Here is a 22,969-nt window from a genome sequence, read left to right on the forward strand (position 1 = left end):
CCGGCTGTCACACCGTCGACGGTCGTTCCCACGGCGTCTCGCCGGGAGCCGTGACACCGGCGGCGCGGGCACGCGGGAACTCGGCACACCAAAGTGCGCCGCAGGCAAGCGTACGCCATACCCGGCCCGCCCCCCAAACCGGGCTGCCGGTCGGTGCCTCTCCGCCCTGCTCGACGGACACGACAGGGCCCCCGCCCCGCCTCTTCCCGGCGGATCGGGGGCCCTGTTCGCGCAGGTCAGCGCGCTAAAGCCTCACGGCCGCGTACGCCGCCGGGCACCACCACGGCGCGCCCGCCGGCGCGGGGCGCCGCTGTCGTCGTCGTTGTCTCCGTCACCGATCGCGTCCGGGTCGTCGGCGGCGGCCAGCCGGGCCGAGTCGCCCTCCTGGCTGTCCGCGATCGCCGGGGCGGCGGGCGTGTCCGTCTCGAACCGGGACAGGTCGTAGCCCTGGGTGTCGTAGTAGTCGTCGTCGGTCTCGACCACCTCGGCGACGGTCCGCTCCGGGGCGGCCGTCGCCTCGGTGACTGCCTGCGGCTGCGCGGAGGGCTGCTCCGGCGCGGCCTCCACCGCGGGCTTCTCCGCGGCGGCCTTGCGGCCCCGGCGGCGGCCCTTCTCCTCGGCCGGCGCGGCGACCGCCGAGGCGACCGCCTTGACCTTCTCCCCCGCCCCGCCGCGCGGCTTCTCCGGCACCGGCTCGGTGTGGATGATCACGCCCCGGCCCTTGCAGCACTCGCAGGTCTCGCTGAACGCCTCCAGCAGGCCCGCGCCGATGCGCTTACGGGTCATCTGCACCAGGCCGAGCGAGGTGATCTCGGTGACCTGGTGCTTCGTACGGTCCCGGCCGAGGCACTCGGTGAGCCGGCGCAGCACCAGCTCCCGGTTCGACTCCAGCACCATGTCGATGAAGTCGATCACCACGATGCCGCCGAGGTCGCGCAGCCGCAGCTGACGCACGATCTCCTCGGCCGCCTCCAGGTTGTTGCGGGTGACCGTCTCCTCCAGGTTGCCACCGGAGCCGGTGTACTTGCCGGTGTTGACGTCGACGACAGTCATCGCCTCGGTGCGGTCGATCACCAGCGAGCCGCCCGAGGGGAGGAAGACCTTGCGGTCCAGCCCCTTGAGGATCTGCTCGTCGATCCGGTACTCGGCGAACACGTCCGCCACCCCGGCGTGCCGGCGCAGCCGCGCCACCAGGTCCGGCGACACGTGCGACAGGTACGACTCGACCAGGTCGTACGCGGGCTCGCCCTCGATGACCAGCTCGCGGAAGTCCTCGTTGAAGAGGTCCCGGACCACGCGGATGACCAGGTCCGGCTCCTCGTAGAGCAGCACCGGAGCGCCGCCCTCGGTCGCCTTGGCCTGGATGTCCTCCCACTGCGCCTGGAGCCGCTTGACGTCGCGCGCCAGCTCGTCCTCGCTGGCACCCTCGGCCGCGGTCCGGACGATCACCCCGGCGCCGTCCGGCACCAGCTTCTTCAGCACGTCCCGCAGCCGCTTGCGCTCGGTGTCGGGCAGCTTGCGGCTGATCCCGGAGGCGTTGCCGTTGGGCACGTAGACCAGGTGCCGGCCGGAGAGCGCGATGTGGCTGGTCAGCCGCGCGCCCTTGTGCCCGATCGGGTCCTTGGTCACCTGCACCAGCACCGAGTCGCCGGAGCGCAGCGCCTGCTCGATCGAGCGGGCCCGGCCCTCCAGGCCGGTGGCGTCCCAGTTGACCTCACCGGCGTACAGGACCGCGTTGCGCCCGCGCCCGATGTCGACGAAGGCCGCCTCCATGCTCGGCAGGACGTTCTGGACCTTGCCCAGGTAGACGTTTCCGGCCATCGTGCCGGACGAGTTCCGCGTGACGTAGTGCTCCACGAGCACGCCGTCCTCGAGCACCGCGATCTGGGTGCGGTCGCCGCGCTGGCGGACCACCATCACCCGGTCCACCGCCTCGCGGCGGGCCAGGAACTCCGACTCGCTCAGGATCGGCGGCCGCGTACGCCGCTGCTCGCGGCCGTCCCGCCGGCGTTGCCGCTTGGCCTCCAGCCGGGTCGAGCCGGAGACACCCTGCACCTCGTCGACCGGCTTGCGCGGCTCACGGATCTTGACGACGGTCGGCACGCCGTCCTCGGCGGCGGTGTCCGCCTCGCCGGCGCCCCGGCGGCGACGACGGCGACGGCGACGGGTCATCCCCTCGCCCTCGGCCTCCTCGTCCTCCGCCGGCTCCTCGGCCTCACCCTCGGCCTCGGCCGCGGCGGGCTCCTCGACGTCCTCGTCGTCGACCTCGTCCGCGCCGCCCTTGCCCCGGCCACGACCCCGGCGGCCCCGGCGGCGGCGACGCCGGCCCGCGGCCGTCTCGTCGTCCTCGTCCCCCTCGGCGGTCTCCTCGGCCTCGGCGGCGAGCTCCTCCTCGGCGACCTCCGGCTCGACCTCGGCCTCGACCGGCTCGACCTCACGGCGGCCGCGACGGCGGCGCCGGCCGGTCTCGACCGCTTCCTCGATCGGCTCCTCGGCGGCCGGGTACGTCACCTGGACGGCCGGCGCCTCGTCGGGCTGCGGCGCCATGAACAGGACGGTTGGCGCGGAGAGCGCGGCACGACGCCGGCGGCTGGTGGCCGGCGGCGTCTCGGCCGGCTCCTCGGCCGCGCGCGGCACGGCGGCACCCGTCGACACGACGCCCGTCGCATCGGCCGGGCCGCCGCTGCGGGCCAGGTTCACCTCTTCGGTACGCGCAGCCGCGGCGCTCGCGTCTGCCATGGCCTCGGCCTCGGCGTCCTCGGCGTCCTCGACGTCCTCGCCGGTGGTCTCACCGATGCCGCCGGTGCTCGCCTTGCCTGCGCCGGCGGCCTTGGTCCTGCTGGTGGTGGCCCTGCGCCGGCCGGTGGGGGCCTGCGGTGCAGTCTCGGCGGCGGTACCCGCGGTGACGGCCTCGCCCGGTGCGGCGGTCTCGCCGCCGTCGATGTCGGCGCGTCCCTCGGCGATCAGGTCGCCACCGGGCGCGGAGACCGGTCCGTCGATCACGCCGTCCGCGGGCGCCTGCCCCGCGGCGGTGGTCTCGTCCGGCGCGACGGTCTCGGCAGCCGGCGTGGCCTTGCGACGGCGGGTCCGGGTCACCTTGACCGGCGGCACGACCTCCTCCGAGGCGGCCTCCACACCGGCCGCGGCCACCGGCTCCTCGACCGCCTTCGCCGGCGTCGCCTTACGACGCCGCCGGGTGGTCTTCGGCGCGGTGTCCAACTCACCGGCCACCGGCGCGAGCACCTCGGCCTGCGGCGACTCGCCGCTGCCGGTCACCGTTGTGGACGCCTCGACCGGCGCGTCGGTCTGCTCCGGCTGGTTCAGCGGAGCGGCCTTGCGGCGGCTGGCCCGCTTACGGGCGGGCGGCTTGGTCTCCGCGACGCCCTCCACGGTGCCTTCCGTGGTGGCTCCCCCGGCGCCGGCAGAGGTCGCGCTCGCGGCGCTGCCGGAGGCGGTGGTGGCGCTGTCGGCGGTCGTCCCGGCCGGCTCTGCGCCGGTCCGTTCGCCGCCCTCGGGCTCGTTCTCGAGCATGGACGTTCTCCAGTTCTGGCCGCCCCGGGCGCGGGTGAGCGCTGCCACGCAGGGTTGCCGCAAAGGTGTTTCCGCCGGGCGCGCAAACGCGCGACCGCCGAAGTCTGCCTGCCAGAGCGTTGACCGACGGTCAGCGCTCTCCGATGGTTGCCCCGTCGCGATCCGCTTCCAACGGATCGACGATCTCGCCCTGCGCGGTCAGCGTGCCCTGCGCCAGCCGGATCACCTTCGGGGTGACCGGCGGCTCCAGGGCGGCCACCGCACGGAGGCCGGACAGGACGTCATCGGGCCGAACGGACGGGGTGACCTGCCGCACGACCAGTTCGAGTATCGCACACGGTACGGCCGCCGCCCCGGAAGGCGTCTCAGCCGGAGCCATGGCATCGATCGACACCACTGCCGCACGGGCGTCGAAGGTACGCCGCCCCTGCTTGGTCATCCGCTCGACCTGGATCTCCTCGGCAGCCGTGAAGGCCGCCACGGCCTCCGCGAGCACCTTCGGGTCGACCTCGGGCAGCTCGATCCGCCAGTACGACGCCTCGATCCGGTCCGCCAGGCTGCCGCCGACGGCCTCCACCGCGTCGATCACGTCGAGCCCGGGCGAGAGAGCGGCGTCGAGCGCCTCACGCAGCCGTGCCGGGTCGACCGGCTCACGGAGCCCGATCTCCAGGTACTCGGCCTCGCTCGCCACGCCCGTCGGGGCGGCCGAGGCGTACGAGATCTTCGGGTGCGGGGTGAACCCCTGAGAGAAGGCGATCGGCACGCCGGCCCGGCGCAGCGCGCGCTCGAAGGCCCGGGCGAAGTCCCGGTGCGAGGTGAACCGCAGCGGCCCACGCTTGGCGTACCGGATACGGACCCGCTGGACGACGGGGGCCTGGCCGCCCTCGGGTTGAGGCTTTCTGGCGATCGTGAGCTCCTCGGCTGTGCCTGCGTATCGGTCTCATCCTGACGCAGCGCCCACCGCGCCCCACACCCGGGGCCACCCCACCCACCCCAAACCCCCACAAACCCCGACCCCCGCCCCCACCCCACCCCATCTCCGCCCGGTCGATCATGAGGTTAACGGCGAAATCGGAGATCAACTTCGGCGTCAACTTCATGATCGTCGGGTTGGGCGGTGCGGGGGTGGGGGTGGGGCGGGCGGGGGGGGCTTGTGGGGCGGGTCGGGTGCGGGGTCGGTCAGGGGCGGGGGTCGCCGGGTGGGGCGTACGGGCTCTGGCCGGGTGGGGTGTGGGCCTGGCCCTGGGGCGGGTAGGCGCCCGCGCCGGGCTGGGGGTACCCACCCGGCTGCGGGTAGCCGCCCTGCTGGGGGTATCCGCCCGGCTGGGGGTATCCGCCCGGCTGGGGGTGCGCGCCGGGTGGCGGGTAGCCGCCGGGTGGGCCGTAGCCGGGCGGCGGGGCGGCGTGACCGGCGGGCACCGGCGGGCCCTGCCCACCGGCGTCCATCCGGTCCAGTGCCTCGTCCGGGATGGAGCCGACCTTCGCCAGCTCACGCCGGTGACGGCGGCGGTTCCAGATCAGGAACACCACGAGCGCCAGCAGCACCACGAGCGCCACGGCGATGCCGATGCCGATCACCATCACCTGCTGGTCGGTGGGGCCGCCCCGGTCGCCGTACTTCGTCACGTCGAAGTTGTCGTCCTCGGCGGCGGCCGGTGGCGCGGACGCGCTCGGCGCGGCGGCCCCGAGCAGCGGGTTCGCCGACACCGACGGCACATCTGCGGTGAGCGCCGCCACCGGGTCGATCCGGCCGAAGCCGAACCGCGGGTCGCGGCCGGGCGGCCCGGCGTCCCGGGCGGTACGGATCATCCGGTTGATCACGTCGGGCGCGGAGAGCTTCGGGTGCTTCGACCGGATCAGTGCCGCGACGCCGGAGACGACGGCGGCGGCGTCGGATGTGCCGTCCCCCCAGCCATAGCCCCGGTCCGGGCCGATGTTGTAGACCTCGTCGCCGGGCGCGGCGATCACCGCTTCCGGGCCCTGGGCCGATCCGGACCAGAAACCCCCGCCCCGGACCGTGCCGGTCACCGCGATCACGCCGGGGATCTTGGCGGGTGAGACGACGTCCGGGCCGGCCTGCCGGACGTTGCCGGCGGCGGCCACCACGACCACGTCGCGCTCCAGCGCGTACCGGATCGCGGCCTCCTCGACCTCCTCCACGGGCCCGGCGCCGCCGTACGACAGGTTGAGCACCTTCGCACCGCCGTCGACGGCCATCCGGATGCCGGTCGCGGAGTCGTCCTTGGTGGCCGCCGCGCCGACGGGCTTCCGGATGGGCAGGATCCGGGCGTCGGGCGCGATGCCGACCACCCCGGTCCCGTTGGCCGCGATGATCCCGGCCATGTGGGTGCCGTGGCCGTCCGGGTCGCGCCGGCCGTCGCCGGAGTCACGGGTGCTGCCCCCGGCCAGGACCCGGCCCCGCATGTCGGGGTGCCCGGCGTCCACACCGGTGTCCAGCACGCCGACGACGACGCCCCGCCCGGTGGAGATCTGATGCGCCCGGTCGATCCGCAGCTCGTCCAGATACCACTGCTCGGCGCGGCGCGGCGCGGCCACCGCCGGCTGGGCAGCACCCAGCAGCATCAGTCCGGCAAGCAGACCGGCCGTCACCGGCCGGAGCGCGCCGACGTGCACCTTCATCCGTCCGTCCTCATCGCAGGATGCCCGGGGACGCACCGTCACCGGCACCCCACGGATCGTCGTCCTCAGTCAACCATGACGAGTGCCCCGCCGCGTCGCCGCCGTGACCGGCGCCGCCGTGACCGCCCATCATTCCGCCGCCCATCATCCCGGCGCCGGCCATCCCGCCACGCGCGCCGCCCGCGCCGCCCGGTCCCGCCGCGGCCGCGGCCTTCAACGCGCTGGCCGCGCTGGTCAGTGGCGGAACCTTGCCGTTGCCACCGCCGACCATGCCGGGCAGACCGCCCATGGCCATGCCGCCGGCCGCGCCGATCCCACCGCCGCCGATCCCGCCGGCCGAGCCCAGGCCGGCGCCACCACCACCGAAGCCGCCGCCACCGGCGCTCAGTCCACCCGCGCCACCGCCGCCCAGACCGAGCGTGCCCGGCCCGCCTGCGGTGATCGTGCCGGGCCCGCCCGCGCCGGCCAGACCACTGCCGTACTCCGGGGTGCCCGAGCCGGGGGCGCCACCGAGCTCGGGGATCCCCCCGGTGGTCGGCGGGGTGTAGGAGCCGCCGCCGGGGATGCCGCTGCCGGGCCCACCCGGGGGCGGCGTGAACGAACCGCCGCCGGGCGTGCCACCACCGATGCCGGTGCTGCCGATGGACGGCATGGGGCCGCCACCGCCGGGCATGCCGCCGCCGGGCGCACCGCCACCCGGCAGGCCGCCGCCGGGCACACCCGTCGGGGGAACGCGCGGGTCGCCGCGGTAGCCGTCGCCCAGTTCGCTGTCCGTGGGACGGGGTACGGCCAGCTTGGGGCGCTCGGCCTCGACCGCTGCCGGCAGCGGCGACATCGCCTTGTTGGCCGCCTGCTGGTTGTCGCGGTACCAGTTGTCGAGGTGCGACTTGGTGTCCCACCAGCCGCCCCGCTTCTGGTCGCTGGCGTTGCCGTCGATCTTCATGGTGGCTTCGAGGTCGTCGGCCTTGTCGCGGAACGCGCCGTCGGCGTACAACGCCTGGTTGCCCTGGTAGTCGCTGCGCAGCGCGGCCAGGAAGCCGGACTGGCTCTCACCGTCGCGCGCGTCGTCCAGCTCGGTGCCGCCGGGCAGGCTCCACTCGTTCCAGCCGAAGTTGTCCATCAGCGGGATCGGGATGCTCGCCACCGCCGTACGGATGTCGCCCTCGATCCGCGACAGCGCGCCGCTGACGTTGCTGGCGTGCGTGATGAGTTCCTCGATGTCCTTGCCGATCTCGGACAGGTGCTCGCGGTACGCGTCGCCGCCGCTGCCCTTCCAGCCGGCGAGCATCCCGGGCAGGCCGCCGGTGTGCGGGCGCTCCTGGCCGGCCGCGATCGGGCCGACGAACGAACGGCCCACCAGCGAGTCGCGTAGGTGGCCGAGCGCCGTGGAGAGGTTCTTCCAGCCCGCGCCGACCGATCCGACGGTTTCCGGGTCCGCCGAGAGCGTCACCTCACGGACGCAACGCTCCCAGGTGCCTCCTGCCATGACCGTCTCCCCCTCAGGCCGTGTACGGGTAGGTGGGCTGCTGCCCGGCGTCCGGCGGCGGGGCCGCGGACTCCAGCAGACGCTCGATGTCCTTGCCGTTGGCCGCGTTGCGGGCCTCGGCGTCGCGGAACGCCTTGGCGATGTCCTGTGTGCCCTGCTTCAGGCCGGCCAGCTTCATGGAGATGGCCTTGAGATGGGCCTCCATGCTGGCGGTGGACGTGGTCAGCGCCTGCCACTGCATCCGGGCGTCCTCGTACGCGCCGAACGGGGTGCCGTTGGGCACCGTCTGCGCGTTGCCGCTGTCGCCCTTCATCCGCTCCTTGATGCGCTCCATCTCCCAGGAGATGGTGTCCTCGACGTACTGCTTGAGGCGCTCGATGTACTCGGCCGCCGCATCCAGGTCCTCGACGCTGACGTGCAGATCGCCGGTGTCCGGCGGATTGATGCCCATGCTGCCTGTCCTCCCCGCTGCCGGCCCCGGCCGGTCCATTACGGACGCAGCGTATCGAGGAAGGACCAGTCGGGGCACCCCCACCCCGCGTACCGCGACGGTCACCCGGGAAGGACGACGGAGCGCGGGAACCCGGTCGGGTTCCCGCGCTCCGGTGAGTGCGGGCGGCGTCAGCCCTGGGCGGCTGCGGGCAGCTTCAGCCCGTTGACCGGGGTGAGCGGCAGCAGCTTGCGGCCGGTCGGGCCGATCTGGATCTCGGTGTCCATGGACGGGCAGACGCCGCAGTCGAAGCAGGGCGTCCAGCGGCAGTCGTCCTGCTCGTACTCCGACAGCGAGTCCTGCCAGTCCTGCCAGAGCCAGTCCTTGTCCAGGCCGGAGTCGAGGTGGTCCCAGGGCAGGACCTCCAGCTCCTCGCGCTGCCGGGTGGTGTACCAGTCGAGGTCCACGCCGTATGCCGGCAGCACCTCGGTGGCGGCGTCCACCCACCGCTGGTAGGAGAAGTGCTCGCTCCAGCCGTCGAACCGGCCGCCGTTCTCCCAGACCTTGCGGATCACCGCGCCGACCCGGCGGTCGCCCCGGGAGAGCAGGCCCTCGATCAGCGACGGCTCGCCGTCGTGGTAGCGGAAGCCGATCGCCCGGCCCAGCGACCGGTCGCTGTTGATCGCCTGCTTGAGCAGCTTGAGCCGGCCGTCGATGACCTCCGGCCGCTCCATCGAGGCCCACTGGAACGGGGTGTGCGGCTTCGGCACGAACCCGCCGATGGAGACCGTGCAGCGGATGTCCTTCGACCCGGTGGCCGCGCGGCCGGCCCGGATCACCTCGTGCGCCATGTCGGCGATCTCGAGGACGTCCTCGTCGGTCTCGGTGGGCAGGCCGCACATGAAGTAGAGCTTCACCTGCCGCCAGCCGTTGGAGTACGCGGTGACCACCGTACGGATGAGGTCTTCCTTCGACACCATCTTGTTGATCACCTTGCGGATCCGCTCCGACCCGCCCTCGGGCGCGAAGGTCAGACCGGTCCGCCGCCCGTTGCGGGACAGCTCCTGGGCCAGGTCGATGTTGAACGCGTCCACCCGGGTCGACGGCAGCGACAGCGAGACGTTCGTGCCCGCGTACTGCTCGGCCAGGCCGGAGCACATGTCGCCGATCTCGGAGTGGTCGGCCGACGACAGCGACAGCAGGCCGACCTCGTGGAAACCGGAGAACTCCAGCCCTTCCTTGACCATCTGGCCGACGGTGGTGATCGACCGCTCCCGCACCGGGCGGGTGATCATGCCGGCCTGGCAGAACCGGCAGCCACGGGTGCAGCCCCGGAAGATCTCCACCGCGTACCGCTCGTGCACCGTCTCGGCGAGCGGCACCAGGGGCTTCTTCGGGTACGGCCAGGCGTCCAGGTCCATGGTGGTGCGTTTGTGCACCCGGAACGGCACGTCCGGCCGGTTCGGCACGACCCGCTGGATCCGGCCGTCGGGCAGGTAGTCGACGTCGTAGAAGCGCGGCACGTACACGCTCTCGGTGCGGGCCAGCCGCAGCAGCAGCTCGTCGCGGCCGCCCGGGGAGCCCTCCGTCTTCCACTCCCGGACGATGGCGGTGATCTCCAGCACCGCCTCCTCGCCGTCGCCGAGCACCGCGGCGTCGACGAAGTCGGCGATCGGCTCCGGGTTGAACGCGGCGTGCCCGCCGGCCACGATCACCGGGTCGGCGTCGGTGCGGTCGGCGGCGAGCAGCGGGATGCCGGCCAGGTCGATCGCGGTGAGCAGGTTGGTGTAGCCCAGCTCGGTGGAGAACGAGACGCCGAACACGTCGAAGTCACGCACCGGGCGGTGGGCGTCGACGGTGAACTGCGGCACGCCGTGGGCGCGCATCAGCTTCTCCAGGTCGGGCCAGACCGCGTACGTCCGCTCGGCCAGCACGTCGGGCAGCTCGTTGAGCACCTCGTACAGGATCTGCACGCCCTGGTTGGGCAGGCCCACCTCGTACGCGTCCGGGTACATCAGCGCCCACCGGACGGTCGCGGCGTCCCAGTCCTTGACCACCGCTCCCAGCTCTCCACCCACGTACTGGATGGGCTTGGTCACCTGCGGCAGCAACGGCTCCAGCCGGGGCCAGACCGAGTTGGCGGCGGCGGGACGCGGGGTCGTGGACGGGGCACTCATGATGCCCAAGCGTACGCGGTGCCCCCGCCTTCTCCCGCGCCCGCGCCCGTGTCCGCCGCGTTGATCAAGGAGTTTGTGTGCTGTCCGGCGCTTCCACGGGCACGAACTCCTTGATCACCGGAGTGGGGCCGGGGACCGGGGCGGAATTCGTCCCGGGTGGCGGGGCGGTACTAACCTCGCAACGGGCCGAGAGGAGATTGCCGCGATGCCGCAGCCGCAGCCGGGGGCGGACCGGCCGGCCGACGGGGCCGAGATGCCGTCCGTCACCGAGCCGGCGACCGCCGCCGACACCGAGGACGCCACCGGCGCCTCGGCTCCGGCGTCCCCGTCCGGCACACCGGAGGCCGCCGACGACCGGACCCCCGGCGCGACGGCGGCCGACCAGCCGTCCGGCGCCGCCGACAGCGAGCCCAGCGAGCAGTCGGAGCAGGCCGGACCCGCGCGGCTGGACGAGCCGGCCGAGCAGGCGCTGCGGGACGACCGCCCGGAACCGTCCGAGCAGGCTGAACCGGCACGGCGGGACCAAGCAGCCGAACCGGCGGACCCGGCCAGCACCGCCCCGCTCGACAGCGCGAGCCCGCACCCACCGGCCGACGACGCCGCCGCCCCCACCGGCAGGGCCGGCCCCCAGGCGAGCGCGACGACCGCCGACGCCTTCTCCGGCAACGCCGGAATGCCGGCCGACGCGCCTACCGGCGACGAGGCTCCGACTGCCGACGCCGGAACGCCGGGCGGCACTCCGCCCGTACCGGTCACCCGGGCTCGGGGATCCGCGGCGGTTCCGGGCCGCACCACGCCCGTACCCACTCCCCGGACCGGGCGGCAGCCGGATCCGACCCGGATCGACGTCGCGCCGCAGCCGCCCCGGGCCGCGGCCACGCCTGACCCCACCAAGGTCGAGAACGCCCAAGACCGCATGCCGTCGGCGAACACGCCGGACCCGACCCGCGTGGAGAACACCCCCGATCCGACCCGGGTCGACGCGCCCGCGCCCCGCTGGAGCGGTTCCGCCGCCGTCCCGCCACCGCCGCCGCGACGGCCCGCCTGGGGCGAGTCCGCCGAGCCCACGCCGGTGCCGCCGCTGGCATCGCCGGAGCACGCCACGCCGGTCGACCCGTGGGCCGGGGTGGACACCACCGGCTGGGAGCTGCACGCCCCCGAACTGCCGCCGCCGACGCCGACGCTGCCCTACACCGCGCCCTGGGCCGCGCCGGACAACCCCCACCCGGCCCATCCGGCGCCACCGGCGGCCCACCCCGCCCCGCAACCGGCGCCACCGGCCCGTCCCGCGCCGCCCGCAGCCCGGCCGGTCTCACCACCGCCGCACAGCCCGCCGTACCCCGGACCGGCCCGGCCGGTCTCGCCGCCGCACCACCCCGGTCCGCCCGCCGCCCGGCCGCTGCCGCCCGCGGCGCCCGTCGCTCCGCCGGCGAAGCCCGGACGGCCGCCGAAGCAGCGCCGGGGCAAGGCCGGGCCGCCTGTCGCACCGCCGCCGGGCTGGCAGCAGCCGCCCAAGCGGACCCGCCGCCGGCGTCGCTGGCCCTGGGTGCTGCTGCTCTCCGTCGCCTGCTGCTGCGGCCTCCCGCTCTGGTGGTTCCAGCCGATCTCCAGCCAGTACCCGGCCAGCGCCACCCTCCCGGACCAGATCGACTCGATGCGGCTGCGCCAGGACGAGAGCAGCCGAACCGCCGCCGAGGAGCTGAAATCCCAGGTACGCGAGGCGAACCTGCTCGCCGAGGACACGTTCGCCGGCATCTACAGCACGAGCGACGGCAAGCGGGTGACGTTGTTCGGCAGCACCGGGCTGCGGTTCAGCCCGGAGTCGGACGCCAAGGCGGAACTCGACCGCCTCGCCGGGGACTACGCCCTGAAGGAGTCGGTGGCCGTGGACACCGGCGTACGGGGGCGCCACGAGCGCTGCGCCGTGGGCCGGGCGGACGGCGACTCGGTGGTGGTCTGTGTCTCGGCCGACCACGGCAGCCTCACCACGGGCGTGTTCACCCGGCTGTCTGTGGACGACAGCGGGCGGCTGCTGAACGACCTGCGCCAGCGCGTGGTGGTGCCGAAGTCCTGACCGCTCAGGCGGTCTGCTCGCCGCCGGCCTGGTCGCCTGCGGTCTGGTCGGCGCGCTTCGGGGCGTAGCGCGGGACGTACTCCTGGCCGCTGAGCTTCTGGATCTCGGCCATCATCTCGTCGGTCATCGCGCGCAGCGAGGTGCGGTCGTCGGGGCGGCCGGTGAAGTCCAGTGGCTTGCCGAACTTGATGGTGATCTTGGCGCGGCCCGGTCGCGGGATCCGCGTACCGATCGGCTGGGCCTTGTCGGTGCCGGTCACGCCGACCGGGATGATCGGCACGCCGGCGGCGATCGCCAGCCGGACGGTGCCGGTGCGCCCGCGGTAGAGACGCCCGTCCGGGGAGCGGGTGCCCTCCGGGTAGACGGCGACCAGGTCACCGGCCTTGAGCACCGGGATCGCCGCGTCGAACGCGGTCAGCGCGGCCCGGCCGCCGGCCCGCTCGACCGGGATCGCGCCCAGCCCGGTGAGCACGAACTTGGAGAAGCCGCCCTTGAGCCCGGTGCCCTTGAAGTACTCCGACTTGGCCCAGAACGCCAGGTGGCGGGGCACCACGGTGCCGAGGAGCAGTTCGTCGGCGACGGAGAGGTGGTTGCTGGCGAAGATCGCGCCGCCGGTCGCCGGGATGTGCTCCAAACCCTCCACGTGCGGACGGAAGGCCAACCGGAGCGCGGGCGCCACGGTGAGCTTGCCGATGGTGTAGAGCAGGGGCACGGGTCCTCCGGCGGTCGTACGTGAAACAGGCGCTGTCACGGTAGCCGACGCGGCCGTCCGCCACCGAGCGGGTGGTCCGCAGTCCACTCGCTGGGTGCGGGTGTTAAGCAGGGGCCCCTCCTCTACCTGAGGCGTTAAGAAGGGCCCCCGCCTTACATCACACCTTGCGGACCGTCACCGTTACGCGCTCGCCCTCGCCGGCCTCGCCGTCGAAGCCGTCGAGGCCCTCGGCGAAGTCGATGCTGTCGGCGAGCACCTCCCGGGCCACGAACCCGGTGTACGCGGCGACGGCCGCGCGCACCTCCTCCGAGGCGGAGACGGCCACCGTGATCCGGTCGGACACGTCGAGGTCGGCCTCCCGGCGGGCCTGCTGCACGACCCGGACCACGTCCCGGGCCAGCCCTTCGGCTGCGAGTTCCGGTGTGACCTCGGTGTCCAGCACGACCACTCCCTCACCGCCGGGCAGCGGCGCGGAGTGCTCGGCGTCGGCGGCGACCAGGCGCAGCTCGTACTCGCCCTCGGCGAGCGTGACCCCGGCGGCGACCGGGGCGCCGTCGCGCAGCTCCCACTCCCCCGCCTTGACCGCCTTGATGACCTGCTGGACGGCCTTGCCGACGCGCGGGCCGAGCGCCCGCGGCACCACGGTGAGCACCTGCTGGCAGTACGCGGACACCTCGTCGGTGAGCACGACCTCCTTGACGTTCACCTCGTCGGCGACCAGATCGGCGAAGGGCCGCAGCTGGGCGGCGACGGGCGACGCCACTGTGAGCTTCGCCAGCGGCAGCCGTACCCGCAGGCCCTTGGCCTTGCGCAGCGACAGCGCCGCCGAGGCGACCGCCCGGACGTTGTCCATCGCGGAGACCAGCTCGTGGTCGGCCGGGAACTCCTCCGCCTGCGGCCAGTCGGTCAGGTGCACCGACCGCTCGCCGGTCAGCCCGCGCCAGATCTCCTCGGCGGTCAGCGGCGCCAGCGGCGCCACCACCCGGCACAGCGTCTCCAGCACGGTCCACAGCGTGTCGAACGCGTCCGCGTCGCCGGCCCAGAACCGGTCCCGGGACCGGCGCACGTACCAGTTCGTCAGCGCGTCCAGGTAGGACCGCACGGTGGCGCACGCGCCGGAGATGTCGTACGCGTCCATCTGCGCGCCGACGGTCGCGACCAGCTCGTTCGTCTTCGCCAGCACGTACCGGTCGAGCACGTTCGTGGAGTCGGTACGACGACGCGCGGTGTGGCCGTCGGCGTTGGCGTACAGCGAGAAGAAGTACCAGACGTTCCACAGCGGCAGCAGCACCTGGCGCACCGCGTCCCGGATGCCCGACTCGGTGACCGCCATGTCGCCGCCGCGCAGCACCGGCGAGGACATCAGCATCCACCGCATCGCGTCCGACCCGTACGAGTCGAACACGTGGTAGACGTCCGGGTAGTTGCGCAGGCTCTTGGACATCTTGCGCCCGTCCGAGCCGAGCAGGATGCCGTGGCTCAGGCAGTTGCGGAACGCCGGCCTGTCGAACAGCGCGGTGGCCAGCACGTGCATGGTGTAGAACCAGCCGCGGGTCTGCCCGATGTACTCGACGATGAAGTCACCCGGGTAGTGGTGCTCGAACCACTCGCGGTTCTCGAACGGGTAGTGCACCTGGGCGAACGGCATCGAGCCGGACTCGAACCAGCAGTCCAGCACCTCCGGCACCCGGCGCATCATCGACTTGCCCGTCGGGTCGTCCGGGTTGGGGCGGACCAGGTCGTCCACCGCCGGCCGGTGCAGGTCGGTCAGGCGTACGCCGAAGTCCCGCTCGATCTGCTCCAGCGAGCCGTACACGTCCACCCGCGGGTGGTTCGGGTCGTCGGACTTCCACACCGGGATCGGCGAGCCCCAGAACCGGTTCCGGCTGATCGACCAGTCCCGGGCGTTCGCCAGCCACTTGCCGAACGAGCCGTCCTTGATGTGCCCGGGGGTCCAGTTGATCTGCTGGTTCAGCTCGACCATCCGGTCCTTGAACGTCGACACGGCGACGAACCACGACGACACCGCCTTGTAGACCAGCGGGGTGTCGCAGCGCCAGCAGTGCGGGTAGGAGTGGGTGTAGGTGTCCTGCCGCAGCACCACCCCCCGCTCCTTCAGCTCCCGGATCACCGGCTTGTTCACGTCGAAGACCTGCTCGCCCTGGTACGGCGGGACCAGCGCGGTGAACCGGGTGTGGTCGTCCACCGTCACGACGGTGGGGATGCCGGCGGCGTTGCAGGTGTTCTGGTCGTCCTCACCGAAGGCGGGCGCCAGGTGGACGATCCCGGTGCCGTCCTCGGTGGTCACGAAGTCCGCGCCGAGCACCTGGTACGCGTTCGGGCCGGCCGGCTCGACGAGGAAGTCGTACAGCGGCGTGTAGCGGCGTCCGACCAGGTCGCGGCCGTACACGGTGCCGACCTGCTCGTACCCCTCCAGTTCCTTGGCGTACGCGCCGAGGCGCGCGGCACCGACGACGTAGCGCTCACCGTCGCGTTCCAGCAGCGCGTACTCGATGTCGGGGCCGACGGCGAGCGCCAGGTTCGACGGCAGCGTCCACGGCGTGGTCGTCCAGACGCCCAGCTTGACCGGCCCGCGCAGCGGCTCCGGCGCGTTCTCGTCGGCGGTCAGCTCGAACCAGACGGTGAGCGTCGGGTCGTGCCGGTCCCGGTAGACGTCGTCCATCCGGGTCTCGGTGTTCGACAGCGGCGTCTCGCACCGCCAGCAGTACGCGAGCACCCGGAAGCCCTCGTAGACCAGACCCTTGTCGTGCAGGGTCTTGAAGGCCCACATGACGCTTTCCATGTAGTCCAGGTCGAGCGTCTTGTAGTCGTTGGCGAAGTCGACCCAGCGGGCCTGCCGGGTGACGTACCGCTCCCAGTCGTGGGTGAACTCCAGCACCGACGTGCGGCAGGCGTCGTTGAACCGGGCCACGCCGAGGTCGAGGATCTCCGCCTTCGTGGTGATGCCGAGCTGCTTCTCGGCCACCACCTCGGCGGGCAGGCCGTGGCAGTCCCAGCCGAACCGGCGCTCGACGTGCCTGCCACGCATGGTCTGGTAGCGCGGCACCACGTCCTTGACGTAGCCGGTGAACAGGTGGCCGTAGTGCGGCAGGCCGTTGGCGAACGGCGGGCCGTCGTAGAAGACGTACTCGTTCTCGCCGTCCCGGCCGGCGTCGCGGGCCTCGACTGACGCCTCGAAGGTCTTGTCGGCCGTCCAGTGCTCCAGCACCCGGCGCTCGACCGCGGGCAGGTCCGGGCTCGCCGGTACACCGGCGCCGGTCGGGTCGTGCAACGGATAGGCCATCGCCTGTCGCTCTCCCTCAGCAGCTCACTCGTCCGTGGTCTGCGAGGACGAGCCGAATCCGGTACGCCGTGACCGGCGCCCGGGTGTGGCCCGCGGTACCACCCCGCTTGGCGGCCGAGGTGCGACCGCCCGCTCGTTGGCCGGCTGTGACGGGCCGGTCCCGTCCGGTTCTACTGAGCCGGTGACCCGGCCGTTCTTCCGGAGGCTCGCCGGTGATGGCCGGGTCGTCGCCTGTGTCCATCAAGCGTACTCGACCCCCCACCCACCGCGCCGCCGAGTATCACCCGCCCCGCCTCTCCCCGCCCCGCCCCTGCCCCGTCGATCATGAAGTTGACGGCCAGATCCGAGATCCACATCGCCGCCAACTTCATGATCAACGCATCCAGGGCGGGGTGGGGTCAGCGGGAGGTGGGGGCGGGGAGGGTGGTGGTCCAGAGGGAGGCGCCGGTGCGGTCGCGGAGGTGGACCGTGAGGGCCGCCGACGGGCCGTCGATGGTCACCTCGCCGAAGTGCTGGAAGCCCTCGGCCGGGGAGGTGTTCGCGCGCGGCGGGGCGTGCACGAAGACCGCCTTCGGGCCGAACGTGCCGTCCAGCGCGTTCGGCCCGAACGCGCCGGCGTGCGCCGGGCCGGAGACGAACTCCCAGAACGGGCTGAAGTCCCGCACCGCGGCGCGCGCCGGGTCGTAGTGGTGGGCGGCGGTGTAGTGCACGTCGGCGGTGAGGAACACCAGCCCGGTCACCCCGGCCCGGTGCGAGGCGCGCAGCACCTCGGCGAACTCCAGCTCCCGGCCGGCCGGCGCGCCGTGGTCGCCCTGCGCGACGCCCTCCTGGGAGCCTGCCCCGTCCGGCACCACCAGGCCGATCGGCAGGTCGTTGGCGATCACCTTCCAGGTGGCCCGGGAGGCGCGCAGCTCGCGGATCAGCCACTCCCGCTGCGCCTTGCCGAGCAGGCCCCGGTTGCGGTCGGCGTACGTGTTGCCGTCGTTGGGGTCCTTGTAGGTGCGCATGTCCAGCACGAACACGTCCAGCAGCGGCCCGTACGACAGCTTGCGGTACATCGGCCCGCCCGACGGCACCGGCAGCCACTCGTGGAACGCCTGCCGGGCCCGGGCGGCGAGCACGTCCACGCGCTTCTCGCCGTACCGCTCGTCGGTCAGGATCTCCCCCGGGTACCAGTTGTTCACCACCTCGTGGTCGTCCCACTGGTTGATCTGCGGCACCTGGGCGGCGAACGCCCGCAGGTGCTCGTCGAGCAGGTTGTACGCGAACTGCCCCCGGTACTCGGCGAGCGTCTCGGCCACCTTGCTCTTCTCCGGCGTCACCAGGTTGCGCCAGGTGCGGCCGTCGGGCAGGACCACGCTCTCGGCCAGCGGCCCGTCGGCGTACACGGTGTCGCCGCTGCACAGGAAGAAGTCCGGGCGGCGCTCCCGCATGGCCCGGAAGATCGCCAGGCCGTCGAAGTCGGTGCTGATCCCCCAGCCCTGCCCGACGATGTCGCCGGTCCACACGAACCGCACGTCACGCCGCTGGTGCCGCCCGGGGGCGGTGGCGAACGAACCGGTCAGCGGCTCGCTGCACAGGCCGTGCCGGTCCAGGCTCTCCACCCGTACCCGGTAGTGCAGCCGCTCCCCCGCGGGCAGGCCGCGCAGGCGGACCTTGCCGGTGAGGTCGCCGGTGGGGTCGACCACCGGGCCGCGCACCAGGCGGGCGCCGCGCAGGTCCGGCCGGCGGCTGACCTCGACCAGCATCCGGCCGGGCCGGTCCGCGCGGGTCCAGACCAGCGCCGAGTCGGCAGTCACGTCGCCGCTCTGCACGCCGTGGGTGAGCAGCGGCCGGCCGCTGCGCCGCAGGCCGGGTGCGGCGGGCGCGCCGGGCGCGCCGAGCAGCGCGCCGCCGGCGACTCCGGCACCGGCGACCAGGCCGGCGCGGAGCAGGGTACGTCGATCGAAGTGCGTCATGGGTTCTCCCGGTCTCGGCAGTGTCGCCAGCCGGTCTACCGGCCGCAGGTGGCCGGGAACTCCGGTCGAGGTGACCGGCACGTCAACGACTGCTGTCCAGCGCCCCGGCATGACCACCGTCACACCGCCGGGCCGTCACACCGCGCCCGCCGTGCCCCGTCCTGTGCGCGTACCCGAACCCTCAAGGAGGCGGCGATGAGCCGGATGGACATGGCGGCGGTGGCGCCCGAGGCGTACCAGGCCGTGCTGGGCCTGGAGAAGTACGTCCGGGCGAACGTGGACCACACCGTGCTGGAGCTGGTGAAGCTGCGGGCGTCGATGCGCAACGGCTGCGCGTTCTGCGTCGACATGCACAGCCGCGAGGCGCTGGCGGCCGGGGAGGACAGCCGCCGGCTGTTCGCCGTCGCGGCGTGGCGCGAGGCGCCGTTCTTCGACGAGCGGGAGCGGGCCGCGCTGGCCCTCACCGACGCGGTGACCCGGCTCGGCGAGCACGGCGTGCCGGACGACGTCTGGGACGCCGCGGCGAAGGTGTGGTCGGAGAAGGAGCTGGCGGATCTGGTGATGGCGATCGCCACCATCAACGTGTGGAACCGGGTCGCGGTGACCTGCCGGACGCAGCCGCCGGCGCAGGTCTGATCGCTGACACACGACGGCCCCGGTCCCGCGAAGATGCGGGCCGGGGCCGTCGGCGCGTGGGTCAGGCCAGCTCGGGGAACCAGAGCGCGATCTCGCGCTTGGCGCTGTCCGCCGAGTCGGAGGCGTGCACCAGGTTCTCCCGGTTCGACAGCGACAGGTCGCCGCGGATGGTGCCGGCGGCGGCCTTGCGGCCGTCGGTGCTGCCGATCATTGCACGCACGACCTCGACCACCTGGTCGCCGGAGAGCACCAGCGCCACCAGCGGGCCGCTGGTCATGAACGTCTTCAGCGGCGGGTAGAACGGCTTGTCGACGTGCTCGGCGTAGTGCTGGTCGGCGAAGTCGCCGTCCATGGTCCGGCTCACCATCGCGTCGATCCGCAGGCCCTTGCGCTCGAAACGGGACAGGATCTCGCCCACCAGACCGCGGCGCACCGCGTCGGGCTTGATCAGTACGAGCGACCGCTCGTCCGGGCTGCTGCTGGACACGCTGGGTTCCTCCTGCGCACTCAAACGGGGTTCGGCTGGGTACGGTCAGCGTAGCGACCCGGTCCCGGCGCCGGCGCGGCGGCTGCGTCTTCCCTGGCCCGCCGCGGCGGCCTAGCCTGGCCCTGGAACCCCTGGGAGGTCCACTGTGGCGAATGGCGGGAACCGCACGATCGCGCCGGTACGCAAACTGATCGGCGCGGTGCTGGGCACCGTCGCCACCTTCGTGACCGTGTTCGGGCTCGGCATGACCAGCTGGGCCATCGTGGCCCTCGGCGTCGCGCTGCTGGTGCTGGCGATCGCCCTGGCCACGGTACGCGGCGGCGGCCGCACCTGGGTGATCGGCCTCGGGCACGTGCACAGCGCCTCCGAGCCGCCTACCCAGTACGCGTTCGGCCGGTGCGAGCTGCAACTGGTCATCGACGCGCCGGGGCTGCCGCCCCGCTCCAAGAAGATCATCGAGCCTCGGGTGCCGGTCGCCAAGTGGCCCTCGCTGGGCCAGGCGCTGCCGGTCCGGGTGGCGCTGGACGACCAGCGGCACGTACGCGTGCTCTGGGACGAGGTGCCCACGCACGCGGAGAGCGCCGCCGCGGTGGCCGACCTGCCGCCCGAGTACGCCGCCGAGCCGGACCCGCTGGACGAGCCGCTGATCGCGCAGGAGGCGCCGCCGTGGGCCGGGCGCGCGCCGGAGGACGACTTCCGCGACGACTACCCGCCCGCGCCGGACCCGTACCTGGACGACGTCCCGCCCCGGGCCGAGGAACGCGAGCCGGTGGTGCTGCACCAGAGCCCCGGCGGCCCGGTGGTGCTGGAGGGGCAGCTCGTTGAGCGGGCCGAGCGCGCGGCCGGCTCCGGCCCGCTCCCCCGCCGCGCCCCGGCCCCCCGCTCGCCGGCCGAGGAGCCGGTCGACACCGTGCCGGTCGAGACCGTGTTCGTCGACTCCGAACCGGCCGACTCCGGACGGTCCGACACCGTGCCCGACCCGATCGACGTGCCGCTGGACGACCCCTCGGACGCGCCGCGGCGCTCCGACGCGCCGCCGACCGCCGAGGAGCTGGACGAGGCGATCTTCGGCCCGTCCGGCGCGGCCGAGCCGGACGAGCTGGCCAGCCCGATCAGCGGCGTCGGCATCACGCTGCTCGTCACCGACCTGGACCGGTCCCTCGACTTCTACCGGGAACTCGGCTTCGACGAGCTGGACCGGGGCGAGGGCAACGCCGTGCTCTCCTCCGGGCCGACCCGGCTGGTGCTGCGCCGGGTGACCGGCGCCGCCCCGATCAGCCGTCGCCTGGTGCATGTGAACCTGGAGGTGGACGACATCCAGGGGGCGTACGAGCGGTTGCGCGACTCCGGCGTCCGGTTCACGTACGCCCCGCGCGTCGTCAACCGGGGCACCAAGCTGGAGGTGTGGGCGGCGGCCTTCCGCGACCCCGACGGCCACGGCGTCGCGCTGACGCAGTGGCGCACGCTCGCCCAGGTGTAAGGAAGGGCCCCTTCTTAACGCCTCAGGTAGAGGAAGGGGCCCCTCTTAACACGCGCAACCGCGCGACGGCGCTCAGCCGAGGATGACCCGCCGCACGTGCAGCGCGTACGCCCACACCAGCGCGAACATCACACCCAGCGCGAACAGCGACCAGTGCAGCAGCCCGGAGAGCAGCAGCAGTCCCTGGATCACGGTGCCGGCGTACCACGCCCACGGGCGGCGCATCATGCCGGCGAGCACCACACAGGCGACCGCCAGCGCCACGATCGCGCCGATCGCCGCGCCGCTCAGGTCACCGCCGACCACCCGGATCGGCTGGATGGCCAGCAGCAGCACCAGCGCCTCCAGCGACATCGTGCCGGCGCCGAGTCCGCGCACTGCCTTGTCCGGGTTCCGCAGCCCGGACCGTCGCACGCCGCCCACCGGCTCCGAGCCGCCTGCCTGCTCCGAACCGGCCGCCTGTTCCGGACCGACCAGCCGCTCAACGCCGCCCGCCTGCTCCGGCCCCGTCGGCTGCTCAGCGCCGGTCGGCTGCTCAGTGCCGGTCGGCTGCTCCGGGCCGGTCGGGCGCTCAGCGCCGGTCGGCCGCTCAGCGCCGGTCGGCCGCTCAGCGCCGGTCGGCCGCTCAGCGCCGGTCGGCGGCTCAGCGCCGGTCGGGCGCTGCTGCGGGCCGGTCATCGCTTGAGCAGCCGGCGGGCGTCGGCCACTGTCACCACCGATCCGGTGATCAGCACGCCCACCCCGGACAGTTCGCCCGGCACGTCCGACTCGGTCTCCGCCACTGCCGCCTCGATGGCGTCCGGCATGTCCCGGGCCACCTGCACCCGCTCCGGCCCGAAGATCTCCCGCGCCAGCGCGGCCAGCTCGTCCACCGGCAGCGCCCGGGCCGAGCTGTTCTCCGCCACCACGATCGAGTCGAGCACCGGTTCGAGCAGTTCCAGCAGGCTCGCCGCGTCCTTGTCGCCGAGCACCGCCAGCACGCCGACGAGCTTGCTGAACGCGAACTCCTCCTGCACGGCGGCGACCGTGGCGGCCATCCCGTGCGGGTTGTGCGCGCCGTCGAGCAGCACCGTCGGGGCGCTACGCACCCGCTCCAGCCGGCCCGGCGAACTGGTCGCGGCGAAGCCCTCACGGACCGCCTCGATGTCGAGCTGCCGCCGGGCGCCGGCACCGAGGAACGCCTCCACCGCCGCAAGCGCCACCGCCGCGTTCTGCGCCTGGTGCGCGCCGTGCAGCGGGATGAAGATCTCCTCGTACACCCCGCCCAGGCCCTGGATGGTCAGCACCTGGCCGCCGACCGCGACCGCGCGGCGCAGCACGCCGAACTCGGCGCCCTCGCGCGCGACGGTGGCGTTGACCTCGGCGCAGCGTTCCAGGATCGGTCGGGCCGCCTCCTCCTCCTGCGCCGCCGCGATCACCGTGGCACCGGGGTGGATGATGCCCGCCTTGTGCAGCGCGATGTCCTCGATCGTGTCGCCGAGCCACTCGGTGTGGTCCAGCCCGATCGGGGTGATCACGGCGACGCCGGCCTGGATGACGTTCGTCGCGTCCTCCGCGCCGCCGAGCCCGACCTCCACCACCGCCACGTCGACCGGGGCGTCGGCGAACGTGGCGAACGCCAGCGCCGTGGTCATGTCGAAGTACGTCAGCGGCTCGGCGAACCGCTGGTCGACCAGCTCGGCCAGCGGCGCGATCTCACGGTACGTGGACACGAACCGGTCCTCGCCCACCGGCTCGCCGTCCAGGCTGATCCGCTCCCGGACGGTCTCCAGGTGCGGGCTGGTGTAGCGGCCGGTGTGCAGCCCGAACGCCCGCAGCAGCGAGTCGATCATCCGGGCCGTCGAGGTCTTGCCGTTGGTGCCGGTCAGGTGGATCGACGGGTACGCCCGCTGCGGGCTGCCCAGCAGGTCGAGCAGGGTCTCGATCTTCTCCAGCTCGAAGTGCATCCGGGTGAAGCCGCGCGCGTTGAGCGCGGCTTCCACCTCGGCGAACTCGGTGCGGTCGGTCATGCGGAGCCATCTTTCGTTCGCGACTGCGGGGCTCGCAACCCCGGC

15 protein-coding genes are annotated in these 22,969 nt (G+C 73.5%); 3 read left to right on the top strand and 12 right to left on the bottom strand.

What is annotated here, in order from left to right:
• Positions 1-252 precede the first annotated feature (252 nt).
• From MICAU_RS24360 to MICAU_RS24385, 6 genes are all read right to left on the bottom strand, one after another.
• Positions 253-3,531, bottom strand: coding sequence for an Rne/Rng family ribonuclease (locus MICAU_RS24360; protein WP_013288012.1), 3,279 nt, complete (start codon positions 3,529-3,531; stop codon positions 253-255).
• A 130-nt stretch (positions 3,532-3,661) separates the two neighbouring features.
• Entirely contained in the window at positions 3,662-4,381 is a 720-nt protein-coding gene (locus MICAU_RS24365; protein WP_083395316.1) for a TIGR03936 family radical SAM-associated protein, read from the bottom strand.
• 329 nt (positions 4,382-4,710) lie between these two features.
• Positions 4,711-6,171 carry a type VII secretion-associated serine protease mycosin gene (mycP, locus tag MICAU_RS24370; protein WP_013288014.1) on the bottom strand — a complete coding sequence of 487 codons (1,461 nt, stop codon included), beginning with the start codon at positions 6,169-6,171 and terminating at the stop codon, positions 4,711-4,713.
• Positions 6,172-6,181: 10 nt separating this feature from the next.
• A complete protein-coding gene (locus tag MICAU_RS24375; protein WP_013288015.1) occupies positions 6,182-7,657 on the bottom strand; it encodes a hypothetical protein in 1,476 nt (491 codons plus the stop codon).
• A gap of 13 nt (positions 7,658-7,670) precedes the next feature.
• Complete coding sequence (locus MICAU_RS24380; RefSeq protein ID WP_013288016.1) at positions 7,671-8,108, bottom strand: hypothetical protein; 438 nt, start codon at positions 8,106-8,108, stop codon at positions 7,671-7,673.
• 170 nt (positions 8,109-8,278) lie between these two features.
• Positions 8,279-10,264: a TIGR03960 family B12-binding radical SAM protein gene (locus tag MICAU_RS24385; protein WP_013288017.1), complete on the bottom strand. Its 1,986-nt coding sequence runs from the start codon at positions 10,262-10,264 to the stop codon at positions 8,279-8,281.
• A 205-nt stretch (positions 10,265-10,469) separates the two neighbouring features.
• Between MICAU_RS24385 and MICAU_RS24390 the strand changes: the two genes are divergently transcribed.
• A complete protein-coding gene (locus MICAU_RS24390; RefSeq protein WP_013288018.1) occupies positions 10,470-12,338 on the top strand; it encodes a hypothetical protein in 1,869 nt (622 codons plus the stop codon).
• Positions 12,339-12,342: 4 nt separating this feature from the next.
• Here MICAU_RS24390 and MICAU_RS24395 read toward each other — a convergent pair whose 3' ends face one another.
• The 3 genes from MICAU_RS24395 to MICAU_RS24405 form a co-directional block, all read right to left on the bottom strand.
• Positions 12,343-13,050 (bottom strand): lysophospholipid acyltransferase family protein, encoded by a 708-nt coding sequence (locus MICAU_RS24395; protein ID WP_013288019.1) that lies wholly within the window; start codon positions 13,048-13,050, stop codon positions 12,343-12,345.
• A 157-nt stretch (positions 13,051-13,207) separates the two neighbouring features.
• A complete protein-coding gene (gene ileS / locus MICAU_RS24400; RefSeq protein WP_013288020.1) occupies positions 13,208-16,354 on the bottom strand; it encodes an isoleucine--tRNA ligase in 3,147 nt (1,048 codons plus the stop codon).
• A gap of 398 nt (positions 16,355-16,752) precedes the next feature.
• Positions 16,753-18,312: an alkaline phosphatase D family protein gene (locus MICAU_RS24405; RefSeq protein ID WP_013288021.1), complete on the bottom strand. Its 1,560-nt coding sequence runs from the start codon at positions 18,310-18,312 to the stop codon at positions 16,753-16,755.
• 195 nt (positions 18,313-18,507) lie between these two features.
• Between MICAU_RS24405 and MICAU_RS24410 the strand changes: the two genes are divergently transcribed.
• Positions 18,508-18,948 carry a carboxymuconolactone decarboxylase family protein gene (locus MICAU_RS24410; protein ID WP_013288022.1) on the top strand — a complete coding sequence of 147 codons (441 nt, stop codon included), beginning with the start codon at positions 18,508-18,510 and terminating at the stop codon, positions 18,946-18,948.
• A 61-nt stretch (positions 18,949-19,009) separates the two neighbouring features.
• On the opposite strand, the gene ndk is transcribed toward MICAU_RS24410, so the two are convergent.
• Positions 19,010-19,435, bottom strand: a complete 426-nt coding sequence (gene ndk, locus MICAU_RS24415; RefSeq protein ID WP_013288023.1) for a nucleoside-diphosphate kinase — start codon at positions 19,433-19,435, stop codon at positions 19,010-19,012.
• A gap of 145 nt (positions 19,436-19,580) precedes the next feature.
• Between ndk and MICAU_RS24420 the strand changes: the two genes are divergently transcribed.
• Positions 19,581-20,915, top strand: a complete 1,335-nt coding sequence (locus MICAU_RS24420) for a VOC family protein (RefSeq protein ID WP_013288024.1) — start codon at positions 19,581-19,583, stop codon at positions 20,913-20,915.
• Between the two features lie 72 nt (positions 20,916-20,987).
• On the opposite strand, the gene MICAU_RS31560 is transcribed toward MICAU_RS24420, so the two are convergent.
• Complete coding sequence (locus MICAU_RS31560) at positions 20,988-21,392, bottom strand: DUF4233 domain-containing protein (RefSeq protein WP_083791366.1); 405 nt, start codon at positions 21,390-21,392, stop codon at positions 20,988-20,990.
• Between the two features lie 197 nt (positions 21,393-21,589).
• Positions 21,590-22,924, bottom strand: coding sequence for a bifunctional folylpolyglutamate synthase/dihydrofolate synthase (locus tag MICAU_RS24430; protein ID WP_013288026.1), 1,335 nt, complete (start codon positions 22,922-22,924; stop codon positions 21,590-21,592).
• Positions 22,925-22,969 lie beyond the last annotated feature (45 nt).

It is taken from the genome of Micromonospora aurantiaca ATCC 27029, from assembly GCF_000145235.1.
Lineage (GTDB): Bacteria > Actinomycetota > Actinomycetes > Mycobacteriales > Micromonosporaceae > Micromonospora > Micromonospora aurantiaca.